Annotated in this window: 26 protein-coding genes and 1 other annotated feature; of the genes, 1 reads left to right on the top strand and 25 read right to left on the bottom strand. The window is 36.1% G+C overall.

Going from position 1 to position 23,990, the window contains the following annotated elements; translation table 11 throughout:
* Positions 1-5 precede the first annotated feature (5 nt).
* On the top strand, positions 6-971 hold the full coding sequence (yidC, locus tag LDM92_RS00360; RefSeq protein ID WP_223901567.1) for a membrane protein insertase YidC: 966 nt from the start codon (positions 6-8) through the stop codon (positions 969-971).
* 126 nt (positions 972-1,097) lie between these two features.
* On the opposite strand, the gene LDM92_RS00355 is transcribed toward yidC, so the two are convergent.
* From LDM92_RS00355 to murC, 25 genes are all read right to left on the bottom strand, one after another.
* A complete protein-coding gene (locus LDM92_RS00355) occupies positions 1,098-2,681 on the bottom strand; it encodes a HAMP domain-containing sensor histidine kinase (protein WP_223901566.1) in 1,584 nt (527 codons plus the stop codon).
* Positions 2,659-3,372, bottom strand: coding sequence for a response regulator transcription factor (locus LDM92_RS00350; RefSeq protein ID WP_045928304.1), 714 nt, complete (start codon positions 3,370-3,372; stop codon positions 2,659-2,661). Before LDM92_RS00350 ends, LDM92_RS00355 begins: the two co-directional genes overlap by 23 nt.
* 152 nt (positions 3,373-3,524) lie before the next feature.
* Positions 3,525-4,079, bottom strand: coding sequence for a DUF177 domain-containing protein (locus LDM92_RS00345; RefSeq protein ID WP_223901565.1), 555 nt, complete (start codon positions 4,077-4,079; stop codon positions 3,525-3,527).
* A complete protein-coding gene (locus LDM92_RS00340) occupies positions 4,080-5,234 on the bottom strand; it encodes a nucleotidyltransferase (protein ID WP_187154981.1) in 1,155 nt (384 codons plus the stop codon).
* Between the two features lie 6 nt (positions 5,235-5,240).
* Positions 5,241-5,588 (bottom strand): ribosome silencing factor, encoded by a 348-nt coding sequence (gene rsfS, locus LDM92_RS00335; protein ID WP_045928307.1) that lies wholly within the window; start codon positions 5,586-5,588, stop codon positions 5,241-5,243.
* Between the two features lie 9 nt (positions 5,589-5,597).
* Complete coding sequence (yqeK, locus tag LDM92_RS00330) at positions 5,598-6,194, bottom strand: bis(5'-nucleosyl)-tetraphosphatase (symmetrical) YqeK (RefSeq protein WP_223901564.1); 597 nt, start codon at positions 6,192-6,194, stop codon at positions 5,598-5,600.
* Positions 6,187-6,828, bottom strand: a complete 642-nt coding sequence (locus LDM92_RS00325) for a nicotinate-nucleotide adenylyltransferase (protein ID WP_223901563.1) — start codon at positions 6,826-6,828, stop codon at positions 6,187-6,189. Before LDM92_RS00325 ends, yqeK begins: the two co-directional genes overlap by 8 nt.
* A gap of 8 nt (positions 6,829-6,836) precedes the next feature.
* A complete protein-coding gene (gene yqeH, locus LDM92_RS00320) occupies positions 6,837-7,952 on the bottom strand; it encodes a ribosome biogenesis GTPase YqeH (RefSeq protein WP_223901562.1) in 1,116 nt (371 codons plus the stop codon).
* Positions 7,945-8,469 carry a YqeG family HAD IIIA-type phosphatase gene (locus LDM92_RS00315; protein ID WP_223901561.1) on the bottom strand — a complete coding sequence of 175 codons (525 nt, stop codon included), beginning with the start codon at positions 8,467-8,469 and terminating at the stop codon, positions 7,945-7,947. Before LDM92_RS00315 ends, yqeH begins: the two co-directional genes overlap by 8 nt.
* 106 nt (positions 8,470-8,575) lie before the next feature.
* The gene (gene rplT, locus LDM92_RS00310; protein ID WP_187154985.1) at positions 8,576-8,932 is read right to left on the bottom strand and encodes a 50S ribosomal protein L20; all 357 of its coding nucleotides are present in this window, start codon (positions 8,930-8,932) and stop codon (positions 8,576-8,578) included.
* Between the two features lie 36 nt (positions 8,933-8,968).
* Positions 8,969-9,169, bottom strand: coding sequence for a 50S ribosomal protein L35 (gene rpmI, locus LDM92_RS00305; RefSeq protein WP_034980158.1), 201 nt, complete (start codon positions 9,167-9,169; stop codon positions 8,969-8,971).
* Between the two features lie 21 nt (positions 9,170-9,190).
* Entirely contained in the window at positions 9,191-9,703 is a 513-nt protein-coding gene (infC, locus tag LDM92_RS00300; protein WP_045928312.1) for a translation initiation factor IF-3, read from the bottom strand.
* A 37-nt stretch (positions 9,704-9,740) separates the two neighbouring features.
* Positions 9,741-9,852: a sequence feature (ribosomal protein L20 leader region), on the bottom strand.
* Positions 9,853-9,915: 63 nt separating this feature from the next.
* Positions 9,916-10,569 (bottom strand): amino acid ABC transporter permease, encoded by a 654-nt coding sequence (locus LDM92_RS00295; RefSeq protein ID WP_187154986.1) that lies wholly within the window; start codon positions 10,567-10,569, stop codon positions 9,916-9,918.
* 13 nt (positions 10,570-10,582) lie between these two features.
* On the bottom strand, positions 10,583-11,221 hold the full coding sequence (locus LDM92_RS00290) for an amino acid ABC transporter permease (RefSeq protein ID WP_223901560.1): 639 nt from the start codon (positions 11,219-11,221) through the stop codon (positions 10,583-10,585).
* Positions 11,218-12,036 carry a transporter substrate-binding domain-containing protein gene (locus LDM92_RS00285; protein WP_223901559.1) on the bottom strand — a complete coding sequence of 273 codons (819 nt, stop codon included), beginning with the start codon at positions 12,034-12,036 and terminating at the stop codon, positions 11,218-11,220. Before LDM92_RS00285 ends, LDM92_RS00290 begins: the two co-directional genes overlap by 4 nt.
* Before the next feature lie 14 nt (positions 12,037-12,050).
* Positions 12,051-12,788, bottom strand: coding sequence for an amino acid ABC transporter ATP-binding protein (locus tag LDM92_RS00280; RefSeq protein ID WP_274383934.1), 738 nt, complete (start codon positions 12,786-12,788; stop codon positions 12,051-12,053).
* 204 nt (positions 12,789-12,992) lie between these two features.
* Positions 12,993-14,927, bottom strand: coding sequence for a threonine--tRNA ligase (gene thrS, locus LDM92_RS00275; protein ID WP_223901558.1), 1,935 nt, complete (start codon positions 14,925-14,927; stop codon positions 12,993-12,995).
* Between the two features lie 315 nt (positions 14,928-15,242).
* Positions 15,243-16,142 (bottom strand): primosomal protein DnaI, encoded by a 900-nt coding sequence (dnaI, locus tag LDM92_RS00270; protein ID WP_223901557.1) that lies wholly within the window; start codon positions 16,140-16,142, stop codon positions 15,243-15,245.
* Positions 16,143-16,150: 8 nt separating this feature from the next.
* Complete coding sequence (locus LDM92_RS00265; RefSeq protein ID WP_223901556.1) at positions 16,151-17,512, bottom strand: DnaD domain protein; 1,362 nt, start codon at positions 17,510-17,512, stop codon at positions 16,151-16,153.
* A 2-nt stretch (positions 17,513-17,514) separates the two neighbouring features.
* The gene (nrdR, locus tag LDM92_RS00260) at positions 17,515-17,982 is read right to left on the bottom strand and encodes a transcriptional regulator NrdR (protein WP_187154992.1); all 468 of its coding nucleotides are present in this window, start codon (positions 17,980-17,982) and stop codon (positions 17,515-17,517) included.
* Complete coding sequence (gene coaE, locus LDM92_RS00255; protein WP_223901555.1) at positions 17,969-18,586, bottom strand: dephospho-CoA kinase; 618 nt, start codon at positions 18,584-18,586, stop codon at positions 17,969-17,971. The genes nrdR and coaE overlap by 14 nt, the downstream gene beginning before the upstream one ends.
* Positions 18,583-19,413: a bifunctional DNA-formamidopyrimidine glycosylase/DNA-(apurinic or apyrimidinic site) lyase gene (gene mutM / locus LDM92_RS00250; RefSeq protein ID WP_223901554.1), complete on the bottom strand. Its 831-nt coding sequence runs from the start codon at positions 19,411-19,413 to the stop codon at positions 18,583-18,585. Before mutM ends, coaE begins: the two co-directional genes overlap by 4 nt.
* Before the next feature lie 12 nt (positions 19,414-19,425).
* Positions 19,426-22,104, bottom strand: coding sequence for a DNA polymerase I (gene polA / locus LDM92_RS00245; RefSeq protein ID WP_223901553.1), 2,679 nt, complete (start codon positions 22,102-22,104; stop codon positions 19,426-19,428).
* Between the two features lie 254 nt (positions 22,105-22,358).
* Positions 22,359-22,526 (bottom strand): hypothetical protein, encoded by a 168-nt coding sequence (locus LDM92_RS00240; RefSeq protein WP_223901552.1) that lies wholly within the window; start codon positions 22,524-22,526, stop codon positions 22,359-22,361.
* Positions 22,527-22,585: 59 nt separating this feature from the next.
* Positions 22,586-23,896 (bottom strand): UDP-N-acetylmuramate--L-alanine ligase, encoded by a 1,311-nt coding sequence (murC, locus tag LDM92_RS00235; RefSeq protein ID WP_223901551.1) that lies wholly within the window; start codon positions 23,894-23,896, stop codon positions 22,586-22,588.
* Between the last annotated feature and the right edge of the window lie 94 nt (positions 23,897-23,990).

Genomic DNA, 23,990 nt, shown 5'->3' with positions numbered 1-23,990 from the left:
ATTGAATGAAAAAATTTCGCAGATATATCGGATTAATTAGTGTTTGTCTGGCAGTCATGCTGTTTGTGACTGCTTGTGCACAAAATGGTGGGGTTAACAAGCCTCCAACAGGCTTTATATACGGGTCAATCTATAAATTTATCGGTAAACCCATGCAAAACATCATGCTCTACTTCTCAAATATCATAGGTGGAGCTAATGGGGCTGGCTGGGCCATTATCATAATGACATTTGTAGTGAGAATGATTCTCTTGCCTTTAATGCTTAATCAGCAAAAGAAATCAACTACCCAGCAAGAAAAAATGGCGCGCTTGCAACCGCAGATGAAGCTAATCCAGGATACTATGAAGCGCAAAGATCTCAACCAGGACCAACAAATGACATTGGCTGGCTGGCAACGTGAACTATATTCCAGTAATCACTTGTCATTAACAGGTGGAATGGGGTGTTTGCCATTAATTATCCAGTTTCCAATTATGATTGGAATTTATGATGCAGTGATGTACTCACAAAGCTTAGCTAGTTCTTCATTCTTTGGCATTTCATTAAGTAGCAGATCCATCTCGGTGACTGTTATCGCAACTATTTTTGCATTCTTACAAGGTTACCTTTCACTTATTGGCATACCGCAGGAGCAAAAAAAGCAAATGCAGTCAATGATGCTCATGAATCCTATTATGACGCTCTTTATTTGCCTCTCGGTTTCTGGATCCGTTGCTTTATATTGGGCAGCTGGTAACGTGTTCTCTGTCATCCAGCAACTGATTGTATCCTTTATCATTATGCCTAAAGTTAAAAAAGAAGTTGATGAGGAATTAAAACGTGAACCTATCAAGGAAGTAGTAACAAAAGAAAAAGTAGACGAGCTTCTTAATGTTAAAACGGCTTCTCCGGTTCAGTCTGAGCAAACAAAAGAATTACACAAGAACTTGCGTAATCGCAACAAAGGAAAGCAGCAAAGACGGCCCTAGTTGTTTTATTGGGTTCCAAAAGCGATCCAACTTTCAGGCTCATATATAAATTAAGAAGTAAAAAGACCTTTTAAGTCTATATTTGATTACAATGAACAAATAATCAATAGACTTAAAAAGGTCTTTTTACTTAGTTTCTTTTTTATCTTCCTTTGCTTTTTCAGCTTGTTCACGGTTATGAAGTTTTTTGGATTGAGCTTTTGTAAGTGCCGGAAATTCCATTATAAACTGACTGCCTTGACCCTCTACGGACTCAACACTGATTTTTCCATGATAACTGGTAACCAATTTTTGAGCAATTGATAAACCTAAACCATTGCCACCTTTTTCTCTTGTTCTGGCTTTATCAACTCTGTAAAATCTGTTGAAGATTTTGCTTTGCTCCTTTTCAGAAATACCTTCACCAAAATCTTGGACTATAATATGTACATCATCTTGTGATAATCCAGCCGAAACGTTCATTTCCTTGCGGTCTGTGGAATATTTAACACCATTATCAATTAAAATAACAAGTAATTGCTCCAGGTGTCCTTGATAAATCTGGATTTCCGTGTCGAGAGGTAAATCGTCCATGTCCAGTCTGATAATAAAATCCTTGTGAACAAGTGACATATCACCGACAACCCGCTTAAGAACATCAGAAACCTTGGTAACAGCATTAGGATACTGCACATTGATTTGTTCTGCACGCGTTAAATCCAGCATTTCTTGAATTAAATGTTGCATTCTTTTAGCTTCTTGTAAAGAGGCATCTATTGATTCTTCCAAAATCTCCGGATCATCTTTACCCCAACGTTTGAGCATGTTTAAATGACCTTCAATTACTGCAACAGGAGTGCGGAGCTCATGAGAAACATCACCCACGAATTCTTTTTGCTGATCAATATAACGTTGCATTCGATCTAACATTTGGTTAAAAGAAACTGCTAATTCTTGCAATTCATCATGACGGTGAAAATCCTTGATTCTCACTGTACTATTGGGATCATCATTAACTTCCATAGCAACTCGTGACATTTCTTTCACAGGCTTAACAATGTCCCTAACAATTATATAAGCTACCAAGGTAAAAAATACAATGGCGATTAAAGAAATTCTCACCATCCACTTTAAAAGGTCTTTCATTAACCCATTGTAGTAGGTCATTTTATTAGCAACAACAATATATCCTGTCACTTTTCCTGAATGAGCAGCCCTAACCTTTTGATAAGTGATTAATTCTTGTTTATGATTTTTATTAACGCGCGTCATCTCATAGTCACTTTTTATTTTTTTAAAAGGTAAAAGTTTGCCACCATTATCAAAGACATCCTCTTGTCTAAGATTATAAACGACTACGCTCAAATCGGGGTTTGTTAGTGATGACAACAAATCGTCATTAAAAGCACTGCTTTTGCGTTCGTCAGAACCTATCGGAGGATTGCCTTTTAATACTTCTCTGGTCGATGGTGTTAATGCAGGAACAACGTTTGCAATTTCTAATTGATTTGGAATTCTGTTCAAACTACTATTGAGTTTGCTTACCATCTCATTTGATGTTTCCTTTTGCTGGACCATCGATTGCTGACCAACAAATGAATATATTATTACGGAAAATACAATAAAAGAGACCATAATCGTCAAAGCGACGATGCTTACCCACCGTAAGATAAGCGATGAGTGCTTGGTCTCTTTTTGTGATCTCTTTTTACTTCTTTTCATCATCCTCATCTCTTACCATGTAGCCAGTTCCACGAACCGTCTTGATATATGATTGTCTACCAGGAACGTCTATTTTATTGCGTAAATAACGTACATAAACTTCGACAACGTTAGTTTCGATATTTGAACCGGGTCCCCAAATTTTTGCGAGCAACTGATCACGGCTAACAACGTTGTTCTTATTCTTAATCAAGGTCATGAGCAAGTTATATTCACGCTTAGTTAAATCAACGGCTTTACCATCGCCACGGCGAACAATTCTATTTGCAGTTTCAATAGTAAGATCCTTGAATTTAACTACTTTCTTCTCAACGGAATCGTCTGAAGCGTCTTTTTCAATTTTTACTCTGCGTAAAACTGCGCGTAAGCGCGCCAAAAGTTCTTCAATAGCAAATGGCTTAACAATATAATCGTCAGCTCCATGATCAAGACCAGAGACACGGTCAATGACAGAATCGCGTGCAGTCATCATAATGATCGGTGTACTCTTAACTTGACGAACTCGACGGGCAATTTCTAAACCGTTAAGATCAGGAAGCATAAGATCTAGCAGAATAGCATCAAAATCTTCTTTCAAAGCTAAATCTAAGGCCTTGCGACCATTACTTTCAACCACAGTATCATATTTTTCATGTTTTAATTCCAATTCCACAAAACGCGCCAAATTTTTTTCATCTTCAACAATTAATATTCTTGCCATTTTTCGTCATCCTTTTAAAACTTAATTTTGATTAATTTAATTTTATTCTTGTCAACAAGTAAAGCATACTTTAAAAATGCTTTTAAAACAAGATTAAAAACCAGCATTTCAACAATACTGATTTCTAATTATATTCAATTATTCTTATTTAACTAATTGTGGTTCTCATTATTTTCTTTAAATAAATCTTTTAATTTAGCAAAGGCAGGATTTATTTGTTCCTTTTCTTTCTTATCAAATTCGTCCTCTGAAATCACAGCCCAACCCTTTCCTTCAGGATAAATATTTTGTTCTCTTTCTTCTGCAGTCAAAATTGTAGTTGGGATATGCAGTAAAATATTGTCTTCAACTGCTTTTTGCAAGTTAATAACTTCATTTTTTACTTTTACGATCGGGATGTCACTTTCATCAATTTCTTCTTTAGCCACATCTATATCAGTATAATTTTCACTAAAGTGAAAATTTTCTGTATATTCAACGGGATTCAAACTGCGGCTAGAAGGAACAATCAAACTGGCTTGCACTTGAAAGTCTCCGGTAACATATGGTTGATTGTAAAACGCATCACCTGAGGCTATTACATTATCAACTTGATAAACTAAACCGTGACTTCGCTTAATAAATTCCTCTGTTAATTTAAGCTCGCATTCAATATGAGTCAGAGGTTCATTACTATTTTTTATTTGAGTAAAATTTAAAGTTAACATTTAAACCTCCAGCGGACGTTGTCCAAAGTTTTGATCAACCGCCATAAGTTGTTCAAAAAAGCGATCAACACGTAATTGTAATTTCATCGAACCATTTTTAGTATTTTTTTGATCAACCTTCGAAATAATATTTGCGGAAGTCTTTTTTCTGATTTCTTTAAGATATTTTCTCCCGAGTCTGCTGTAGCCTAGAAGTAAAAGCGATTCATGGTTAAAGCTGTCAATCATGTCTTCCTGAGTTACATTTAAAAGCGTATACAGGCTAAGACGACGCAAGCGAGAATAAGTATAACGCTTTGACTTTACTCTTCGTAAAAATTCTGTAAAAGTTTGTGCTGCATGAATTTCATGTTTCATTTTATACTCAAGGCCTTCACTCATTTGGTATATTTTTCTCAATTCTGAAACTGAAGAAGATTCCAACTTATACTTCAAGAATGGAAACAACAGATTCCAATTTGGATAATTTTTCTGCTGAAATAAAAGCTGTACCTCTTTTTTAGGCAGCCATTGTTCTAAAGTATAATTAGTTTCATTATGGAGAATCATATTGCGAATTGCACTGGCGCTTTGAACAACTTTATTGCTCTGCAAGACATCATCATGACCGGCACCAATCCGATTAACTGGATGCAAAACTATGGGCGTACCCAAATTATGATTAGCAACAGCATAAGCCAAAGCAAGAATCGCATTGGGCTCACTAACTTCATGACCAACTTCTCTTGCTACCATTTGATTATATTGGGTTGAATACGTTTGACTGTAATCATTAAAGTCCATGTGACTTTGTGGAATTTCAGCAATCTTACTACCTAAATAAGCATAATTTTGTGTAGCGTCTTCAACACCAAAAATTAAGTCAGTGACGCCGACTTTGACTAATTGGTCGATACTGCCAAGTGCAAACAAATCAGCTGGTTCAACCGAAGTGGAAAATGGCAGTTCAAGTACTACATCAGCACCACTTTCAAGCGCTGCCTGCGCACGAGACCATTTATCCATAATTGCCATTTCTCCACGCTGAACATAATTGCCTGACATGACAACAATGATCGGGTCTTTACTGCCTGCAATATAGCGAGCCTGATTCATTAAAAATTCATGCCCACTATGGAAGGGATTGTATTCCGCAATGATCCCTACTACACTCATGGTTAGCTAATCTTCCTTTAATTCTAATTTTTTGCCGTTAACCCACAGTTTTTCAACATTGTAAAAATCACGTGCATCTTCAGTAAAAACATTTACAACTACATCGCCTAAATCGAGCAGAAGCCAATTTGATTCACTCGTGCCTTCAACGCGATAATCGTAATAATTAACCTTGTGGGCTTCATCAATGATAGCATTAGCTATAGCATGTAATTGTCTGTTTGAACCAGCACTGGTCACAACATAATAATCAGCTAAAATACTATGTCCTTGCATATCGTAAGCTGCAGTATCTTCTCCATGCCGATCACTAATTGCCTTTAGAGTAAAAGCCAATATTTCTTTACTAGTCAATTTTTCTCCTTATTCTTTAATACCCCAAACATTATAAGCGTCTAAAGTACGTGGATAAATTTTATTTCTTTTCTCAATTAAAAATTCAAGAGTATGTGCTAATTGATAGCCGACTCCCTTGTCAATATTAGCATAAGTTATTTTACGCGCTTCTTCAACTCCTGGAAACGACCTGCCAGGTTCAATATAATCAGCCATAAAAACAATTTTATCTAAAGTCGTCATTTCAACATCAGCTGTTGTATGTCTGCGTACTGCCGTTAAAATTTCTGTATCAGTAATTTTCAGATCTCTCTGGATAAAATATGTACCCACAATACCATGCCAAATGCTTCGATTCCAATTTAACAGGTCCTGATCAAAGCCCTTGGTTTTAATAACTTCACGATATTCCTCAACTGAAACTTGTTTTGCATAATCATGTATAAATCCAGCTAATGCGGCTTTATCTTCATCATATTGGTTTAACTCTGCTAATTTTTTAGCAGTTTTGCTAACTCCAATACAATGTTCAAAACGGTCTTCAGTCATATTACTTTTTTCTTTAGCCACAATTTCAGCACTAGATAGAACTGAATAAGTCTTTTTGAAAAATAAATTATTCATGATATAAACCTTTTTTCTGAATATAATTTCTTACTGTATCAGGTACAAGGTATCTAATTGAGCCCCCAATCGCAATAGTTTGTCTCACAAGGGTAGAACTAATTGCAATGGCAGGAACATCAACCCAAATCATTGGTAATTCAGCTTTTTGGGGGTATCCAGCTCTTTGAACTCCTACAAGAGTTGCCAGTTGAGCCAATTTAGTAGGCTCTTTCCATTCACCTAAATTATTAACTTGATCGCTGCCTATAATCAAGTAATAATGATTTTCAGGTTGAGATTCACGTAAATATCTTAAGGTATCGACAGTATATGAAACTCCACCACGATATAATTCAAATAATTTTACTTGGAACCGAGGATTATCTTGAGTACCCAACTCAAGCATATTTGCACGATCTTGTGCAGAAACTACTGGCTGATCCTTTAATGGAGGAATATTGGTCGGAATAAACCAAATTTCATCAAGATGGAGTTTAGTCATTACTTGCTCCGCTACTATTAAATGACCTAAATGAATTGGATTAAATGTTCCACCCAAAATACCGATTTGACGTCCTTTTTTAGACTCTATTTTTTCTTCGGCTACTTCAACAGTTGGCGTTTTTTGATAATTTTTAGCAATAGCAATCATTATATCCTCTAAATTAATGCACGTCTAATACCTAAACCAATTTTATCTGGTGTGTATATTCTAACCAAGCAATTTGCCGGGACGGTAACAAAACCTATCCCACCAAAGAGCAAATCACTTTTTTCTTTAGTATGATATTCCTGTCCTTTTAAAGGCGGCAACTCATCACTTTGTGATGGTGGAGTAAGTAATTCACCAAGGTGTTTGGCATAAAAACTATCAGCATTTTCCGTTTTAGTCCTGTGAATATATAATCCCCGTGCTGCATAAACCGTAAAACTTGCTTTCCCACCTTTTAAAAAGTCTACTCTGCCCAATCCAGCTAAAAATAAAGTGTTACCTGGATTAAGCTGAAAAGTTACAGGCTTAAGCTGCTTTTGCGGTGAAATCAAACTCAATTCCTGAGCATTCAAACGCGTAGCCAGTTGATTTTCCGTTATTATACCCGGTGTGTCAACTAGAAAATGACCATTTGCCAGAGGAATTTCAATCTTATCAAGTGTTGTACCCGGAAAGCGGGAAGTGGTGATTAAATTTTGGATGTCACCCATCTGGTCAATAACTGCATTAAGAAGGGTGGATTTGCCTACATTAGTCGTTCCTACAAAATAAACATCTTGATCATGTGAGTTTTGATCTAAATACGCTATCAGTTCTGGCAAATTAGTCTTGCTTTTTGCACTTACCAGAAATATTTTTTTAGGATATAACCCAATTCGATTGGCTTCTTGTCGCATCCAATCCTTTATTTTGCTTTGACGCGAATTTTGCGGGAAAAGATCGAATTTATTGCCAACAAGAATAAAATCATTCTTTCCAATAAAGCGTTTAATTGCTGAAAGCAAGGAGTTGGTGAAATCAAATAGGTCTACAATATTTACAATTAAGGCTTTCTTCTCTGACAAGGAATTTAATAATTTTAAAAAGTCATCATTGTCAGACTCGACTGGCATAATTTCATTATAATGGCGCAGCCGAAAACAACGCTGACAATAAATATCGTTGCCGTCAGCTTCACTTTCTTGCGTCTGTTTTAAACGCGAGGCAGGCAAATAGCCTGCTTCTTCTGCATTATCAGCCTGAAGAACTGCTCCGCAACCAATACAAATAATTTGGTCATCCATTTTTTAATGTCTCCTTAAATGTAACCGGGTGTGAAAGATTTAAAAAGAAAAAAATAATTTTCTCAAAAAAGCGATTAATACGTGTATTCCACTTATCAGTTTGAATAAGCGGTTTTACTAATACGGATTCTACACCAGCCAAGTTTCCTGCCTGTATATCTGTGATTAACTGATCACCAACCATCATAACCTGGTCTTTTTTTAACCCCATACTCTTTCTTTTTTTAGTTATGGCAAAGGGCAACGGCTTTTTAGACTTGGCTACAAAGTCAATGTGATAAGGATTTAAAACTTTGCCTACTCTTTTAGCATTATTATTAGAAATCACAACTAACTTAATACTAGCTTGAGCTAATTCCTTATTGAGATTATTCATTTTGGCAGCAGTCTCAAATTCATTCCAAGCTAAAAGAGTATTGTCCAAATCTGAAAATACAGCTTTGATGCCTATTTGCTTTAGCACTTTAATATCTAAATGATAAATCGTGTCAATTGTATAGTGTGGTCTGAATAACATTCAATTTCCTTCTTATCTATCATTGCACTAGTTTAATATACCAAATTATCTACTGCAAGTGCTAAATTTCGACATAAAAAAACGGCGCCATAAGCGCCATTTTTGGTTAATTTAAAGCCTTTTTAGCAGTTTCTGCTAATTTTGCAAAAGTCTTTGAATCGTTATAAGCAATATCAGCTAACATCTTACGGTTAATATCAACACCAGCTAATTTCAAGCCGTGCATTAACTTAGAATATGAAATATCATTTTGTCTTGCTGCAGCATTGATTCTGGCAATCCATAACTTTCTGAAGTCACTCTTGCGTTTTCTTCTGTCACGAAACGCATATCTGTAAGATACAAATAATTGTGTACTTGCAGCTTTAAATTGCATATGCTTTGCGCCACGGTAACCCTTGGCAAGCTTCATAATCTTTTTACGACGTTTACGTGTAACTGTTCCACCCTTAACTCTTGGCATCTAAAATTCCTCCTAAATATCGTTTTATATATTTGATTAACGCATTTGAGAGAGCATCTGTTTGATGCGCTTCAAGTCACTGCGTGAAACCATTGCAGCCTTTCTCAAATGACGACGTTGTTTCTTAGTCTTGCCGTGGAAACGGTGGCCGGTAAAAGCGTGATGACGCTTTAATTGACCAGAAGCAGTTCTCTTAAAACGCTTAGCAGAAGCGCGGTGGGTTTTCATTTTTGGCATTTTCTAATTCCTCCAAATTAACTAATTATTTTTGTCACTCTTCGGAGCGAGCATTAAGAACATTGAACGGCCTTCCATCTTGGGTTTGCTAATTACAGTAGCAATATCAGATGTGGCTTCAGCCATTTTTTCCAACACTTCACGACCTAGTTCCTTATGAGTGATTGCTCGACCTCTGAACCTGATCGAAACGCGGACTTTAGCACCCTCCTTGGTGATAAACTTACGCGCATGTTTTAACTTGGTGTTAAAATCGTTACCCTCAATCGTTGGACTTAAACGGATTTCTTTTACACTAACCGTTTTAGACTTTTTCCGGGATTCTTTAACCTTCTTTTGTTGCTGGAAACGGTATTTACCATAGTCCATGATACGAGCAACAGGTGGCTTGGCATTAGGCGAAATTAGAACTAAATCTAAATTTGCAACATTTGCTTGGCGTAAAGCCTCAGTTTTAGTAACAACACCAACTTGTTCACCATCTTCATTAATTAAACGAACTTCGCGAGCGCGAATTTGATCGTTCAATATCAAATTCCTTGGAATAATTCTTCACCTCCGTGTTAATCTGAGGACAAGAAAAAGACGGGTAAACTTTACCCGCCCTTAATCAACAGAAAATATCGATCAGCCTAGAGGTCAACTTAACTTAGGCGAGAAGCGGGAAGCTTCTTCTTGTTCTCAACTTTCGTAATTATACTCGTCTTTTGCGAATGTGTCAATAAGATAAGTTTTCATACTTTGCTTTATGCTAAACGTTTATTGAGTCTATTACCGATAACGGATAGGGAAAAGCAAACAATAAAGTACAAAAGTGTTAAAGCAGCAAACATTGGTACGATGTAATTGGCATTTTGACCATAAATAACCTGTGCGTGTTGCATTAATTCAGGTACGACAATGATAGTTGCTAATGACGTATCCTTAACCAAAGATACAAACTGACCAATAATAGTAGGTATCATGTGCCGATATGCCTGTGGCAAAACAACGTGCCACAGAGCTTGCACAAATGTCATTCCTGTAGACCTTGCCCCTTCAATTTGACCTACAGCAACTGACTGAATACCTGAACGCACAATTTCAGCGATCATACTGGATTCAAAGATTGTCATTGCAATAATCGCTGACAAAATTGCTCCAGGTCTCAGACCAATATTGGGCAACCCAAAATAGGTAAAGAAGATAATTAATAATAAGGGTAAGTTTCTAACAATATCTATAAGGAAACCAACAATTGCAGAAATAAATTTAATTTTGGCATAGCGAATTATTCCCAGCACTGATCCGAAAATAAAACTTAATACAATGGCGAAAACTGAAATAAATAATGTGACTGCTAGCCCCTTTAACAGAAAACCGAAGTTTAACCATGATAGGGCATTAATCCATGTTTGCATTTTAATCGCCTCCCTATGCCATTTTCTTTTCTAGGTATTGCATGTAATAACTTAACGGCATAGTAATTATTATATACAGCACACCAATTACGAAATAACTGTTAATAGTATCAAAAGTCACAGAAGCAATTGCATTAGCTTGATACATTAGATCAAAACCCGCAACAAAAGCTAAAATTGACGAATCTTTGATTAAATTGACAAATTGATTACCTAATGGTGGAATAACAATCTTAAAAGCCTGGGGAAGAACTACATAGCGCATAGCTTGCTTATAAGTCATCCCCGTAGATCTGGCACCTTCCATTTGGCCTTGGGAAACAGACTGAATACCAGAACGAATTATTTCTGCAATAAATGCTGAGGTATACAAGAATAAGCCAATTGTACCTGCAGTAAAGCCGTCTATTTTGACAAAATATTTTGGAACTATTAAGTAAAAGAACATTACAATAATCAATAATGGAATATTACGAAAAATTTCAACGTAAATTCTACCGATTTTATTTGCCGCTTTATTAGGAATAACCTCTAAAAGGGCTATTAAAACTCCAAAAATCAGGCTAAATATTAATGTTAAGAGGCTTGATAAAATAGTCCAGCCAAAACCTGAAACTAGTTGACTACTAAAATTATTAAAGATACGAATCATTTAATATACATCTCCTTATAGTTAAAACCAGGAACTTGACCGAACCATTTTTTAATTAAGCGATTGTATTCTCCACTCTTTTGAATTTTATCAATCGCTCGATTTATAGCTCTATGAAAAGGTTCTTGATTTTTATTTACTGCGATACCATAAGGTTCTTTAGTATAAGTTCCTCCAGTTACTTCAAGGCTACCGGGACTCTGTGCGGCTAAACCATATAAAATACCATTATCACTAGTCAAAGCATCACCTTGATGCGATTTCAAAGCTGAGACTGCTTGACCATAGTCCTGCATTGCAACAACTTTTGCTCTGGGGGCAACTTTCTTTACTGCCTCAACAGAATTATCGCCAACAATCCCAATCACAGTTTTGCCATTAAGATCGCTGGGCTTTTTAATTTTTGATCCTTTAGGGACAAGAAATGATTTACCAGCCTGAAAATATGGTTTAGAAAAACTGATTACTTGTGCTCTTTCAGGAGTAATTGTCAGAGTGGCAATTACCGCATCAACGTTACCATTTTTCAATAAAGGTATTCTCGACTGTGAAGTGGCAAGCGTAAAGCGAGCCTGCCCTTTAGGACCTAAAATTTCTCTGGTAATGGCTTTGGCCATATCAATATCAAAGCCCTTTTCTTTATCATCTCTAATATCGATTAGACTAAAAAGTTTTTTGTCACCTTCAACTGCCCAAGTAATGGTATTGGACGAGCGCACATTTTTCAAAGCTGACTGGTCAGTGACACTATTGCCACAAGCAGATAAAAGGAGCATTCCTAAAAACAGCGAGATTGAGCAAATTAATTTTTTCATGATATTGCCCCCTCTTAATGCGCTATTATCTTGCTTAAAAATTGTTGCGCCCGCTCTGTTTGCGGCTGTTTAAAGAAGGATGAACTGTCATCATCTTCAACAATTTGACCCTGATCCATAAAGATGACCCGGTTGGCAACTTCTTTGGCAAAGCCCATTTCATGGGTCACGATCAAGGAGGTCATATCGCTAGACGAAGTAATCTTTTTGATTACTTGTAAAACTTCATCAATCATCTCTGGATCAAGCGCTGAAGTTGGTTCATCAAAAAGCAATAATTTAGGATGCATTGCTAAAGATCGAGCAATTGCTACACGTTGCTTTTGTCCACCAGATATCTGTGCTGGCATATTTTGGGCTTTATCAGCCACACCAACCATATCAAGCAAATTCATTGCCTGTCTTTTATTTTCATCCTCAGGTATATGACTGACAATTCTTGGTGCCAGCATCACATTTTCCAAAACATTTTTGTTTTTATAAAGATTAAAGTGTTGGAAAACCATACCGACATCCTGGCGCAACCTATTTGAGTCAGTCTTGGGATTGGATAAATCCTGATTATTAACTATCAGCTTTCCGCCCTGAATTGACTCTAAGCGATTTATTGTTCTAATAAGCGTACTCTTGCCGGAACCAGAAGGTCCGATTAAAACAACAGTTTCGCCTTTATCGATTTGTAAATTAATACTATGCAACGCGTGAAATTTGCCATAAAATTTCTGCACGTCATGAAATTCTACCATTGACATAATATTGCTCCTTTTTAGCAGTCGTAATTTAACTATCCAACTCAATTTTTAGCAATTGATTAATTAATCAAAAGTGCATCCCGTCAACACTACATTTTGTTACTCGACGTGCAAATTTTAGCGGTTTTTATATTTAAGGTCTAAGTTATCAAATTATTCCTGCAATCTATTAAATTAAACTTATCTTTACTATCTTTTACTCTATTATTCTTCACGTGAATATGATTTAACATCCTGCTTAATTTCACTGATAAATTCATCAAAGCTCTTGGCTACTTCTTCTTCAGTGCCGTAGCGACGAACATTAACACCATTGTCCTTTAATTCCTTGTCACCTAAAACAAGAGTATATGGTACTTTTTGTGTTTGCGACTCACGAATCTTGTAACCTAATTTTTCATTACGCAGATCTGCTTCGGCTCTAAAACCACGTTTATTAAGTTCATCGCGAACTTTCTTAGCATAATCAGAATGAGCATCAAGGTTAACCGGGATCACTTCTACTTGAACTGGAGCCAGCCAAGTTGGAAAGGCGCCCTTGTAAATCTCAATCAGATAAGCAATAAAACGCTCCATAGTACCAACAATTCCGCGGTGAATCATAACTGGTCGGTGTTCTTCGCCATCTTGACCAACATAGGTTAAATTAAATCTTTCAGGCAGCATGAAGTCTAGTTGAATTGTGGACATTGTTTCATCTGCACCTAAAGCAGTCTTAGTTTGAATATCAAGTTTAGGGCCGTAAAAAGCAGCTTCACCTTCTGCTTCAACATAGTCAAGTCCCATGTCATCCATTGCCTTTTTCAGCATTGACTGACTTCTCTCCCACATTTCATCATTGGCAAAATACTTTTTAGTATTCTTCGGATCACGATAGGAAAGTCTGAAGTAGTAATCAGTGATGTCAAAGTCTTTGTAAACATCTAAAATTAGAGTCAAGATTTTTGAGAATTCACTTTGAACTTGATCTAAAGTCACAAATGTATGACCGTCATTTAAAGTCATTTCTCGTACACGTTGCAGTCCTGACAGAGCACCAGATTTTTCATATCTATGCATCATACCCAGTTCTGCAATTCTAATTGGCAGTTCACGGTATGAACGAATGTGATGCTTGTAAATTTGAATATGGGACGGACAATTCATTGGCCGCAGTTCAAGCATTTCACCGTCACCCATATCCATTGGTGGGAACATGTCATCACGATAGTGTGCCCAGTGGCCTGATGTTTTATAAGCATCAACGTTCATTAAAACTGGAGTATAAACGTGTTGGTAGCCGTCAGCGACTTCCTTGTCGATAATGTATCGTTCAACTACACGGCGAATTGTGGCACCTTTTGGCATCCAGTAGGGCAATCCAGCACCAACTTTTGGATCAACAAAGAATAAATCAAGATCACGGCCAATTGTTCTATGATCACGTTCTTTAATTTCTTCACGCCGTTTAATATCTGCATCCAAATCTGCTTTTTTAAAGAAAGCAGTACCTGAAATTCTCTGAAGCATAGGATTAGAAGATTGCCCTTTCCAGTAGGCACCGGCAACTGACAATAATTTAAATTGCTTAATTTTTCCTGTGTTAGGCAGTAATGCATCAAAGCCAAAATCGATAAAGTCTCCCAATTTGTATACTTGAACTTGGTCACCTTTTTCAGCCTTAAGCATTTCACTCTTATAAGGATCATCATTGAATATATCGGCCAATTCGTCTTTAGACATCATGCAGGATGCAATTTTTTCTCCCGCTTTAATTACTTTTTTGACCGCTTTTTCCAAGTCAGGTAATTCATTGATTTTTATTTGATTTTCTTTATCAGTGTCAACGTAAAAACCTTCGTCATCAGTTCCATGTTCACCAAAATGAATCTCAGGATAGGCCTTCTTGGCAACAGCTTCAAGAACAAATGCAACAGTATCACGCAGAATTGCTAAGCCCTCTTCATCTCTGTCAGTAATAATTGCAACTTCTGCATTTTTGCTTAACTTGTAATCTAAAGCAACAATTTGACCATTTACTTTTGCACCAAGAGCTGCTTTACCTAAAGATGTACCAATATCATGTGCTAAATCAGATATTGAAACAGCGTCTGTAAAATCTTTTTTTGAGCCGTCAGGCAAAGTAATCGAAAAACTCATTATTTCCTCCAAAATTTTTATAACAAAAAATCCCAGTGCAATTAAGCACTGGGACGTTAATTAACGTGGTTCCACCCAAAATTTAGTTCAAAAAATGAACTATCTCGTTATAGATTGTTAACGGAATCTAACCCATTATCAAAATTTAGGTATGAATGAGTGGATTGCAAACGCTAATGAAAGCTTTCAGAATAATGCTTTCTCTCTGAGTTGCGTTGCAACATGTTCATTCATTGGAGTTAATTATAACCCAATAATTTTTTAATGCAAGTATATTTTCATTAAAAAATTAAATCATCCTGCATCTTTTATAATTTAGTGACGCCGGTTAGGCCCAGATATTACTATTTCCGTTGCTAAAGAATGTATTCTCTCCATTATTCTAGCAGCCTTTACTGGTTCAATTGCATTTTTAGTTTCCTTGAAATGGTCCTCCAGATCAGCCATGACAAAGTTGGACGAGAAAAAGGTGGGCAAAATATTGTCCATTCGAGCCTGCAAAATTACTGCTAAGACTTCGTCTCGCGACCATTGACTTAAATTTTCCGCACCAATATCATCCAATATTAACAAGTCAGAATTAGCTATTTTTTGTACTTCAGTTTGTAAACTATTGTCATTAAAATGACTGGACAAACTGGCAATGAATGTAGGAACATGCAGAAACACAACATATTTTTCCATTGCAGCTACTTGATTTGCCAGTCCTGCTAAAATATACGTTTTACCAATACCAAAATTACCAGATAAATAAAGACCCTTTTGGTGAATATCTTGAGAATATCGATATAAAAAGCGCTGAATAGCAGTCATTACCTCGGCTCTTTCTGGTGTCATTTCAATTTTACTTAAACGAACATCATGCAACCCCTCTGGTAAATTAATTAAACGCAAGTGCTTTTTGATATTAATCTCCTGATCATGTATCAGTTTACTGTCTTCAGGAACAAATTTAAGACTAATGGCATTTTTATTCATTATCAAATCCGGATAATATCCTTTGGTCACAGGATCTTTTTTATGTTGGCTGAGATAAAATTCAAAAAGACTGGGAAGGCTTTTATCAATTATACTGTCATTAAGTTGTGCTCGGTGCTGACTGATAAATTGTTGCACTTTGGGCTCAGCCAAAACTTTTTGCTTAATTTTAGCGGTGCTCTGGTCTTCTGCTTTAGCTGTTTGTCCTTTAACCATAAATTTTTTAATGGGTTGCATTTTTTCACCTACTTCATACCGTTTTTATCTTCAAAATTTTTGAAAAATTCTTTTAGCTCCGCACTTGAGACATTAGATTTTACTTTCGGCTGTTGCTTGTTCCAATCAGTGCCCTTTTCAACTATTTTTCTAGGAGCAAACCGGCTATACCGCTTACTCTGCCTTTGTTCTTGTGCCTTTTTTCTTTTGTGCATGTAATCCAAGGCCTCACTACCAGTTTTAACACCGTGTTGCAGCCAATCATGCAAAATTTTATTTGCTAAACGAAATGAAATATTGGGGCCACTTTTTAAACAAGCATATGTCAGAATATTAAGTAATTCCGCTGATATTCCCTTATCGTTATATAGGCTATCCAACACTTGATATTCACTAGCATCAACATAATCGTTTTTCTCAGTTTTTAAATGATATAAAAACTGTGCTGGAGTATCAGTCTGCGCTTTTTGCAATAATTTTTGTTCTTCCTGATTTAATTGGCCATTATTATCAAATTTGTCAGGTATTTTAGCCTTGTTTTGCAAATGCCTGCGAGTATCGCTACCATGAATGCTGTTAGCAATAGTTTGCTTGATTTCCCTCATATTTAAATGATAGTCACCATGCAAGCAAGGTATTGCCTCGTCAACAAATTCTTGTTCTGAAAGCCCATATATGCGCATAACTGCCCGAATAGCCTCTTTGTTCTGGTCAATTTCATTGCCAGCTATTTGATAAATTTCGAATTGCTGTTTCATAAAATCCCAGTCAATCTTATCTTGGTCATTGACAGTAGCAAAATTGTTTGAAGGATAATTATTTTCCTGAGCTGCTTCTTTGACTTCAACTGAAGGATCTATCGCCTCTTGGTCAGATATATGGAAAACATCCATAAAAGAAGCAGAAATGTTAGGTGCCTCTTTGATACCACTTAATTCAATCTTGTTTTGTTTAGTTTCTCTGGCAAACTCGTGACTCAATTTGTTAAAAGCAGTTACTCCAACTTTTTCTTTTAATAAACTAGCTAAAAGTGCAGTTGTAAAAAATTCACTGCTTGCTGGAACTCTCTTAAGTTCGAAGCACAAAACCTGGCCCATAATTTGGTTATCAAGCAGTCTCGTTTGAATCAAACCAACGGCTTCAAGCTTATGCAACGCACCAAATAACTTTTTTATATCACAATCGGTCTGCTCTTGCAGTGTATAAATTCCTTTAGCATCAGAAAGCATTGCCTGTCCATTATAATCTTCATTCAAACTCAAATAGACTGCCAAAGCAAGAGAACCAATAAGAGGTTGATACAGTTTAATTAATATGCGCAAATCTTTAGGAAAAATATCCACCCGATTGGTAATGAAAAACGGCTGTTTGGGATCATTTGTCTCAAACATAATTAATTACCCTTTTCCCTTTTTGCAATCATATCTTCCATTGTTTTCATAAAGCTGGACATGTCTTTAAATTCACGATAGATGGAAGCAAAACGAATATAGGCAACATCATCAATTTTTGCCAGCTCATCCATTACCAGTTGACCAATCTTTTTCGAAGAAATCTCGCTAATCCCTTGTTGTCTAATTTTGTTTTCTACATGGTCAACTAGTTCTTCAAATTGTGTACTTGATATTGGCCGCTTTTGACCAGCTGCCATCACGCCATGCAAAATTTTTTTACGATTAAAAGGTTCACGAGTACCGTCATTCTTAATCACTAGTAAAGGAGTAGTTTCAACTCGTTCAAACGTGGTAAAACGAAAGCCGCAGTTTTCGCATTCACGCCGACGTCTAATTGCGCGATTTTCATCACTTGGACGTGAATCAATGACTTTTGATGCATTTTTATGACAATTAGGACATTCCATATAAGTCCTCCCCTTTTATTTCAAGAAGCAACTGTTCTAATTTGAATTTCAGATCTTGCTTTGTACCAGTATTATTAATCACAAAATCAGCTAATTTCTCTTTCTGGGACAAGGGCATCTGACTACGAATGCGCTTCAAAGCAGCACCTTTACTTAAATTATCCCTTAACATTAACCGCTTCATTTGCAGAGATTCAGGTATTGCAATTAATAAGGTAAAGTCGCAATATTTTTGACCATTTGCTTCAAACAAAACTGGTGCATCCACAACAACCAAAGAATTTTTGCTCGGGTTGTTTAGCGCAATTTTAGCCTGTATTTCTTGAAAAATCAACGGATGGGTAATTCTATTTAAGGTCTTAAGCTGTTTTTCATCATCAAAAACTATCTGTCCTAACGCTGAACGATTAATAGTTTGGTCCGACTTAAGTATGCTCTTTCCAAACTGCTTTAATACTAGTTCATAACCTTTTTCGCCATTATTTAAGATATCGTGAGCAATTTGATCGCAGTCTATAACCGGTATTTGTTTTTCTCTAAAAAAAACATCCGCAGTGCTTTTACCACTGGCTATTCCACCGGTTAAGCCTAAAATTTTTGTCATTTATAAATCACCTGACACTTAGGACAAAATGTCGTACCTCGTCCATTTACTTTAATTTTCTCAAGAGGGGTACCACACCGTACACATGGCTCACCTTTATGACCATAAACCTGCAACATTTTTTGAAAACCACCTGTCTTACCGTTTGCATCCAGGTAAGTATGAACCGTAGTACCTCTTTCAGCAATTGCCAATTCTATTAACGAATTAATATTATCGTGCAATTGTGCCACTTTTTTTGTCGGAATGGTATTGGCTTGACTTAACGGGTGAATTTTTGTTTCCCACAAAACCTCGTCAACATAGATATTGCCCAAACCTGCAACAATAGATTGGTCAAGAAGTGTGTTTTTAATATTTTTCTTTTTGCGAGCTAAACCAGTTTGTAAATAAGAAACAGTAAAAGCTGCTGAGTTGGGTTCAGCACCTAATTTGCCAATACCAGTTTTTTCTTTTTCGGTTCCCGTTTTAATCAACTGCATGCGCCCGAACTTACGCACATCATTGTAGCGCAAAGCAGAATTATCGCTAAAAATGATCTGCACGTGGTCGTGTTTATCCTTTTTTGTATTTATTTTGACTAAACGATATTTACCTTCCATGCGTAAATGCGACACTATTGTTAAATTGTCACTGAGTCGAATTAGCAAATATTTAGCATAGCGCTCTATATTTTCAATCTTTTTTCCGGTTAACTGCTTTGCAAATTCTTTAGCATCTCCGGTGATAATCTTGGGGTACCATACAGTTACTTCTTTAATTGTTTTCCCTTTGATAAGAGGAAGAAGAGTCCGCCTGACAGTTTCAACTTCCGGCATTTCGGGCATTAAAATTACTCCTTACTTCGCATCAAACCAGTTATGACCATATCCAGAGTCAGCTACAAGAGGTATATCAAGTCTTACAGCGGATTGCATAACTTCCGGCACAATTTTTTTAATTGTTTCTAATTCATCCTTTGGTACATCAAAAATTAATTCATCATGCACCTGAACCACCATTTTAGTCTTTAAATGCAATTCATCCAACTTTTTCTGCATGTTAATCATCGCAATTTTGATTATATCTGCAGCTGAACCTTGAATAGGAGAATTGATGGCTGTCCTTTCGGCAAATGAACGGACGTTATAATTTTTAGCATGAATGTCTGGTAAATAACGTCTTCTATGCATTATTGTCTCGGCATAACCTTTTTCACGTGCCACTTGCACAGCTTTATTCATATATTCTTTAACTTGCGGATACTGCTCAAAGTAATTATCAATAAACTCCTTAGCCTTTTTACGGCTAATATTAAGATTCTTAGACAAGCCATAATCAGAGATACCGTATACAATACCGAAATTAACTGCTTTAGCTCTACGCCGCATTAGCGGTGTCACATCATCGGTTGATTTGAGATGAAAAATGCGCATTGCCGTATGAGCGTGGATATCATAACCCGTTCTAAAAGCTTCCTGCATCTGTTCATCACCGGAAACTTGTGCCAAAACTCGCAATTCAATTTGAGAATAATCACATGAGAAAATATAACCGTCTGGTTCACTAGGCACAAAAGCTTTTCTAATTTGCTTTCCTTCTTCCGTTCTGGTAGGAATATTTTGTAAATTAGGGTCAACTGAGGACAAGCGACCAGTAGCGGTCAAGGTTTGTAAATACCTGGTGTGAACGCGACCATCTTTTTGGATAACATCTAGCAAGCCATTAACATAGGTAGATTGAATTTTAGCAATTTGTCTGTAAGTCAAAATTTGCTCAATGATAGGATTCTCATCCTTTAACTGGTTTAAAACATCAACAGAAGTTGAATAGCCAGTTTTGGTCTTTTTAATTGGCTTCAAGCCCATCTTTTCAAACAAAATATGACCCAATTGCTTAGGAGAATTAATATTAAATTCTTCACCAGCTTCATCATAAATTTGTTGTTCCATTTTCTTGAGGTCAACCGCAAATTCATCTTGCAGCTCAGTCAAAGTATTAGCTTGGACCTTAATACCATTTATTTCCATGACTGACAAAACTCTTGCAACTGGTATTTCAATGTTGGCATAAAGATCATCCTGCTCATGCTCTTTTAATTTTGCCAGTAATGTCTCTTTTAGATTTTCAATAGCTGCTATTTTACCAGCTAAATGGTTAAACAAAACTTGATCATCTTCCGGAATATGAACGCTCTTACCTTTGCCATAAACATCATAATCGCTTTTAACCGAATTATCGCCGTACATACGACAGATTTCACCCATATCGTCAGAATTGTTTTCATTATTAATCAAATATGAAGCAAGTAGCATATCATAATCAATGTTGCGAGCTTGAATACCCAATCGGTTCAAACCTACAGTTGTTCTTTTTAGGTCAAACACGTTTTTAGAAACTTTATCACTCTCAAGTAAGTTTTTAAGTTTATTTTCCTTTAAAAGCTCGACGTTGCGGCTAACAAATATTTTTTGATCAATTTTTAAAGCAAAGCCAACAAACTTGGCTAAATGATAGTTAGCACCAAGCATTCCCAGATAAAAAGTAATAGTTTGACCATCAGTAACAGCAAAATTATTGATATCATTTTCTTTAAGTTCGGTAAAAGCAACTGCTTTAGCATTTGCCTTTTCAGACTGACCTTGTGGTTGACTTTCTCCATCCGGATTTAGTTCACTCAAAAACTTCCGGAAATTCATTCTTTCATAGAATCTACGCAATTTTTGATAATCTACTTCACGCCTTTTAACATCATCAATCCCAATGGTTAAAGGAGCATGACGATCAATAGTAGCTAATTTTTTTCCTAAAAGAGCCTTGTCTTTATCATTAATCAAATTTTCCTTCATTTTAGAAGGTTTCATTTCATCTACATGATCATAAAGGTTTTCTACAGAACCATATTCCTGGATAAGTTGTGAAGCCTTTTTGGGCCCAATTTTAGTCACACCAGGGTAATTATCAGAATTATCACCCATTAATGCTTTCATATCAATAAATTCTGTTGGAGTAACACCGTTAACTTCTTTCATGTGCTCTGGTGTGTATGACTCTAAATTAAGGACACCAGACTTAGTAACCATAACTGTTGTTTGAGGTGAAGCTAGTTGTGTTAAATCTTTGTCTCCTGTGACCACAGTAATTTTAAAGCCTGCCTTTTCTCCTTTAGTGACAAAAGTGCCAATAATATCATCGGCTTCATAGTTATCAAGTTCATATGTGGACAAGCCCAAATCATGCAAAAGCTCCTGAATATATGGCAGTTGTTCAGATAATTCTGATGGAGTCTTTTGTCTACCGCCTTTATAATCCGCATACATCTTGTTTCTAAAAGTAGTTTTGCCCGCATCAAAAGCAACCAAAACATAGTCAGGCTCGACATCGTTTAATACAACATCAAGCATGTTTTTAAACGTATAAATGGCGTTAGTATGCAATCCTTCAGGATTTCTGAAATTTTCAAGTTGGCGGTATAGTGCATAGAAAGCACGAAAGGCAACTGAATTACCATCAATTAAAAGTAATTTTTTATCAGCCATTTGATCTCCTTACAATTAAACCAAGTTTCTTTATTCAACTACCATTTTAACAGTTTTTCCATGGATCTTGCATAATACTGATTTTTTAACAAAATGGTTAAATTTCGTTTATCAACTTTAAATTAACAACTTACTTTTTGCTTATTACCCTTTTTTGTATAGGTTTTTTAGAACTTTTTTAAACAAAAACATCAAACTCCTATTGGGTTTGATGTTTCTACTAAATATAATCTTAATTAACTTTTATGTTTTAGTTACGGACAAATAATCTTTGTTTCTTTAGCAATTTGAGAGTCATTATCATTAGAAATTAGGATTGCGTCTTTTAATTCTAAAGCCTGAACATTTGAAGATACGCCAAACTTGCTAGAATCAGCCAATATAAAAGATTGTGAAGTTCTTTTTGCGATCAGTTGCTTCATCAAATTGTGGTGTGGTGTATCTAGCTTTACTAGAATTCTAGTAAAGCTATAAAGTTAAATTACAGTAACTTTTCTAAAGCATCTTCATATTTCTGAATGTCGCCAGCCCCCATAAAGACGATCACACTATTTCTGTTTTGAGCAAGATCTGCAATGTTATCAAGATCTATCACTTCAGAACCAGGGATTTTAGCAACTAAATCACTACTTGAAATATCTCCATTGGCCTCTCTTGCTGAAGCATAAATCGGAGTCACATAAGCCTTGTCTACATCACGCAATATTTCTACAAAATCTTGCGCATATTTCTTCGTTCTGGAAAAAGTATGTGGTTGGAATACGACAACTAATTTCTTTTGTGGGAACTTTTGTCGTGCAGCCTGAATTGTTGCTCTCATTTCAGTTGGATGGTGAGCATAATCATCAATAATATTGATATCACCGAAATCTTTTTCAGAAAAACGACGTTTTGCACCTTGATAAGTAAGTAGACCTTTTTGAATATCAGCTACAGGAATCTTTTCGGTGTAGGCAACAGCAATCACAGCTGTGGTATTTAAAATATTGTGATCACCAAAAAGATGTATTTCAAACTCACCAACTTTTTTGCCATGAGTCATAACCGTAAAGGTCGATCCTTCAGTTGTTCTTCTAATATTGACAGCTTGAAAATCGTCATTATCTTCAAAACCATAAGTATATTTGAGAACATCAGAATGCAAGTCTCTCAATCTTTCATTACCACCCCAGACAAATAGTCCTTTTTTAGTCTGATCTGCTGCAGTTTGAAAAGCTGAAGTATAATCAGCCTGATCCTTAAAATAATCCGGATGATCAAAATCAATGTTAGTCATAATTTGATAATCTGGATGATAGGCTAAGAAATGACGTCGATATTCATCTGCTTCATAGACAAAGAAACGAGAATCCTTAACACCCTTGCCCTCACCGTCACCTATTAAATAGGAAGTGGGTGCAGCTTCACCCAATACATGAGCTAAAAGGCCTGTAGTAGAAGTTTTACCATGAGTTCCCGAAACACCAATGCTTGTATGCATTTTGATAATTTCTTCGACTGTATCAGGATAACTTTGCCAGGTAATGTTCTTATTTTCACAAGTTTTTACTTCTACATTGTCATCTTTAAACGCATTTCCTTTAACGATAATTTGTCCTGAATTTTTAATATTATTCGCGCTAAATTCTTTAACTTCAATACCAGCTTTTTTTAGCGGTTCTTGGGTAAAAGTATACTTTTTAATATCGCTGCCAGCTACGTTAAAACCTAAATCATTTAACACTAAAGCTAAAGAAGCCATTCCAGTTCCTTTAATTCCGATAAACCAAATTTGCTTATTTTTATCTAACATTTACTGAACTCCAAAATTTTATCATTGCAGTTTATTTTACCATTACTGAGTCCAAAAAGCAGGATCATCAAAAAATTGCAATCAAATTTTAGCA

This window comes from Lactobacillus laiwuensis, assembly GCF_019972835.1.
Taxonomy (GTDB): Bacteria; Bacillota; Bacilli; order Lactobacillales; family Lactobacillaceae; genus Lactobacillus; species Lactobacillus laiwuensis.
The sequence above is the reverse complement of the archived record's forward strand: the minus strand, read 5'-3'. Positions and strand labels throughout refer to the sequence as shown.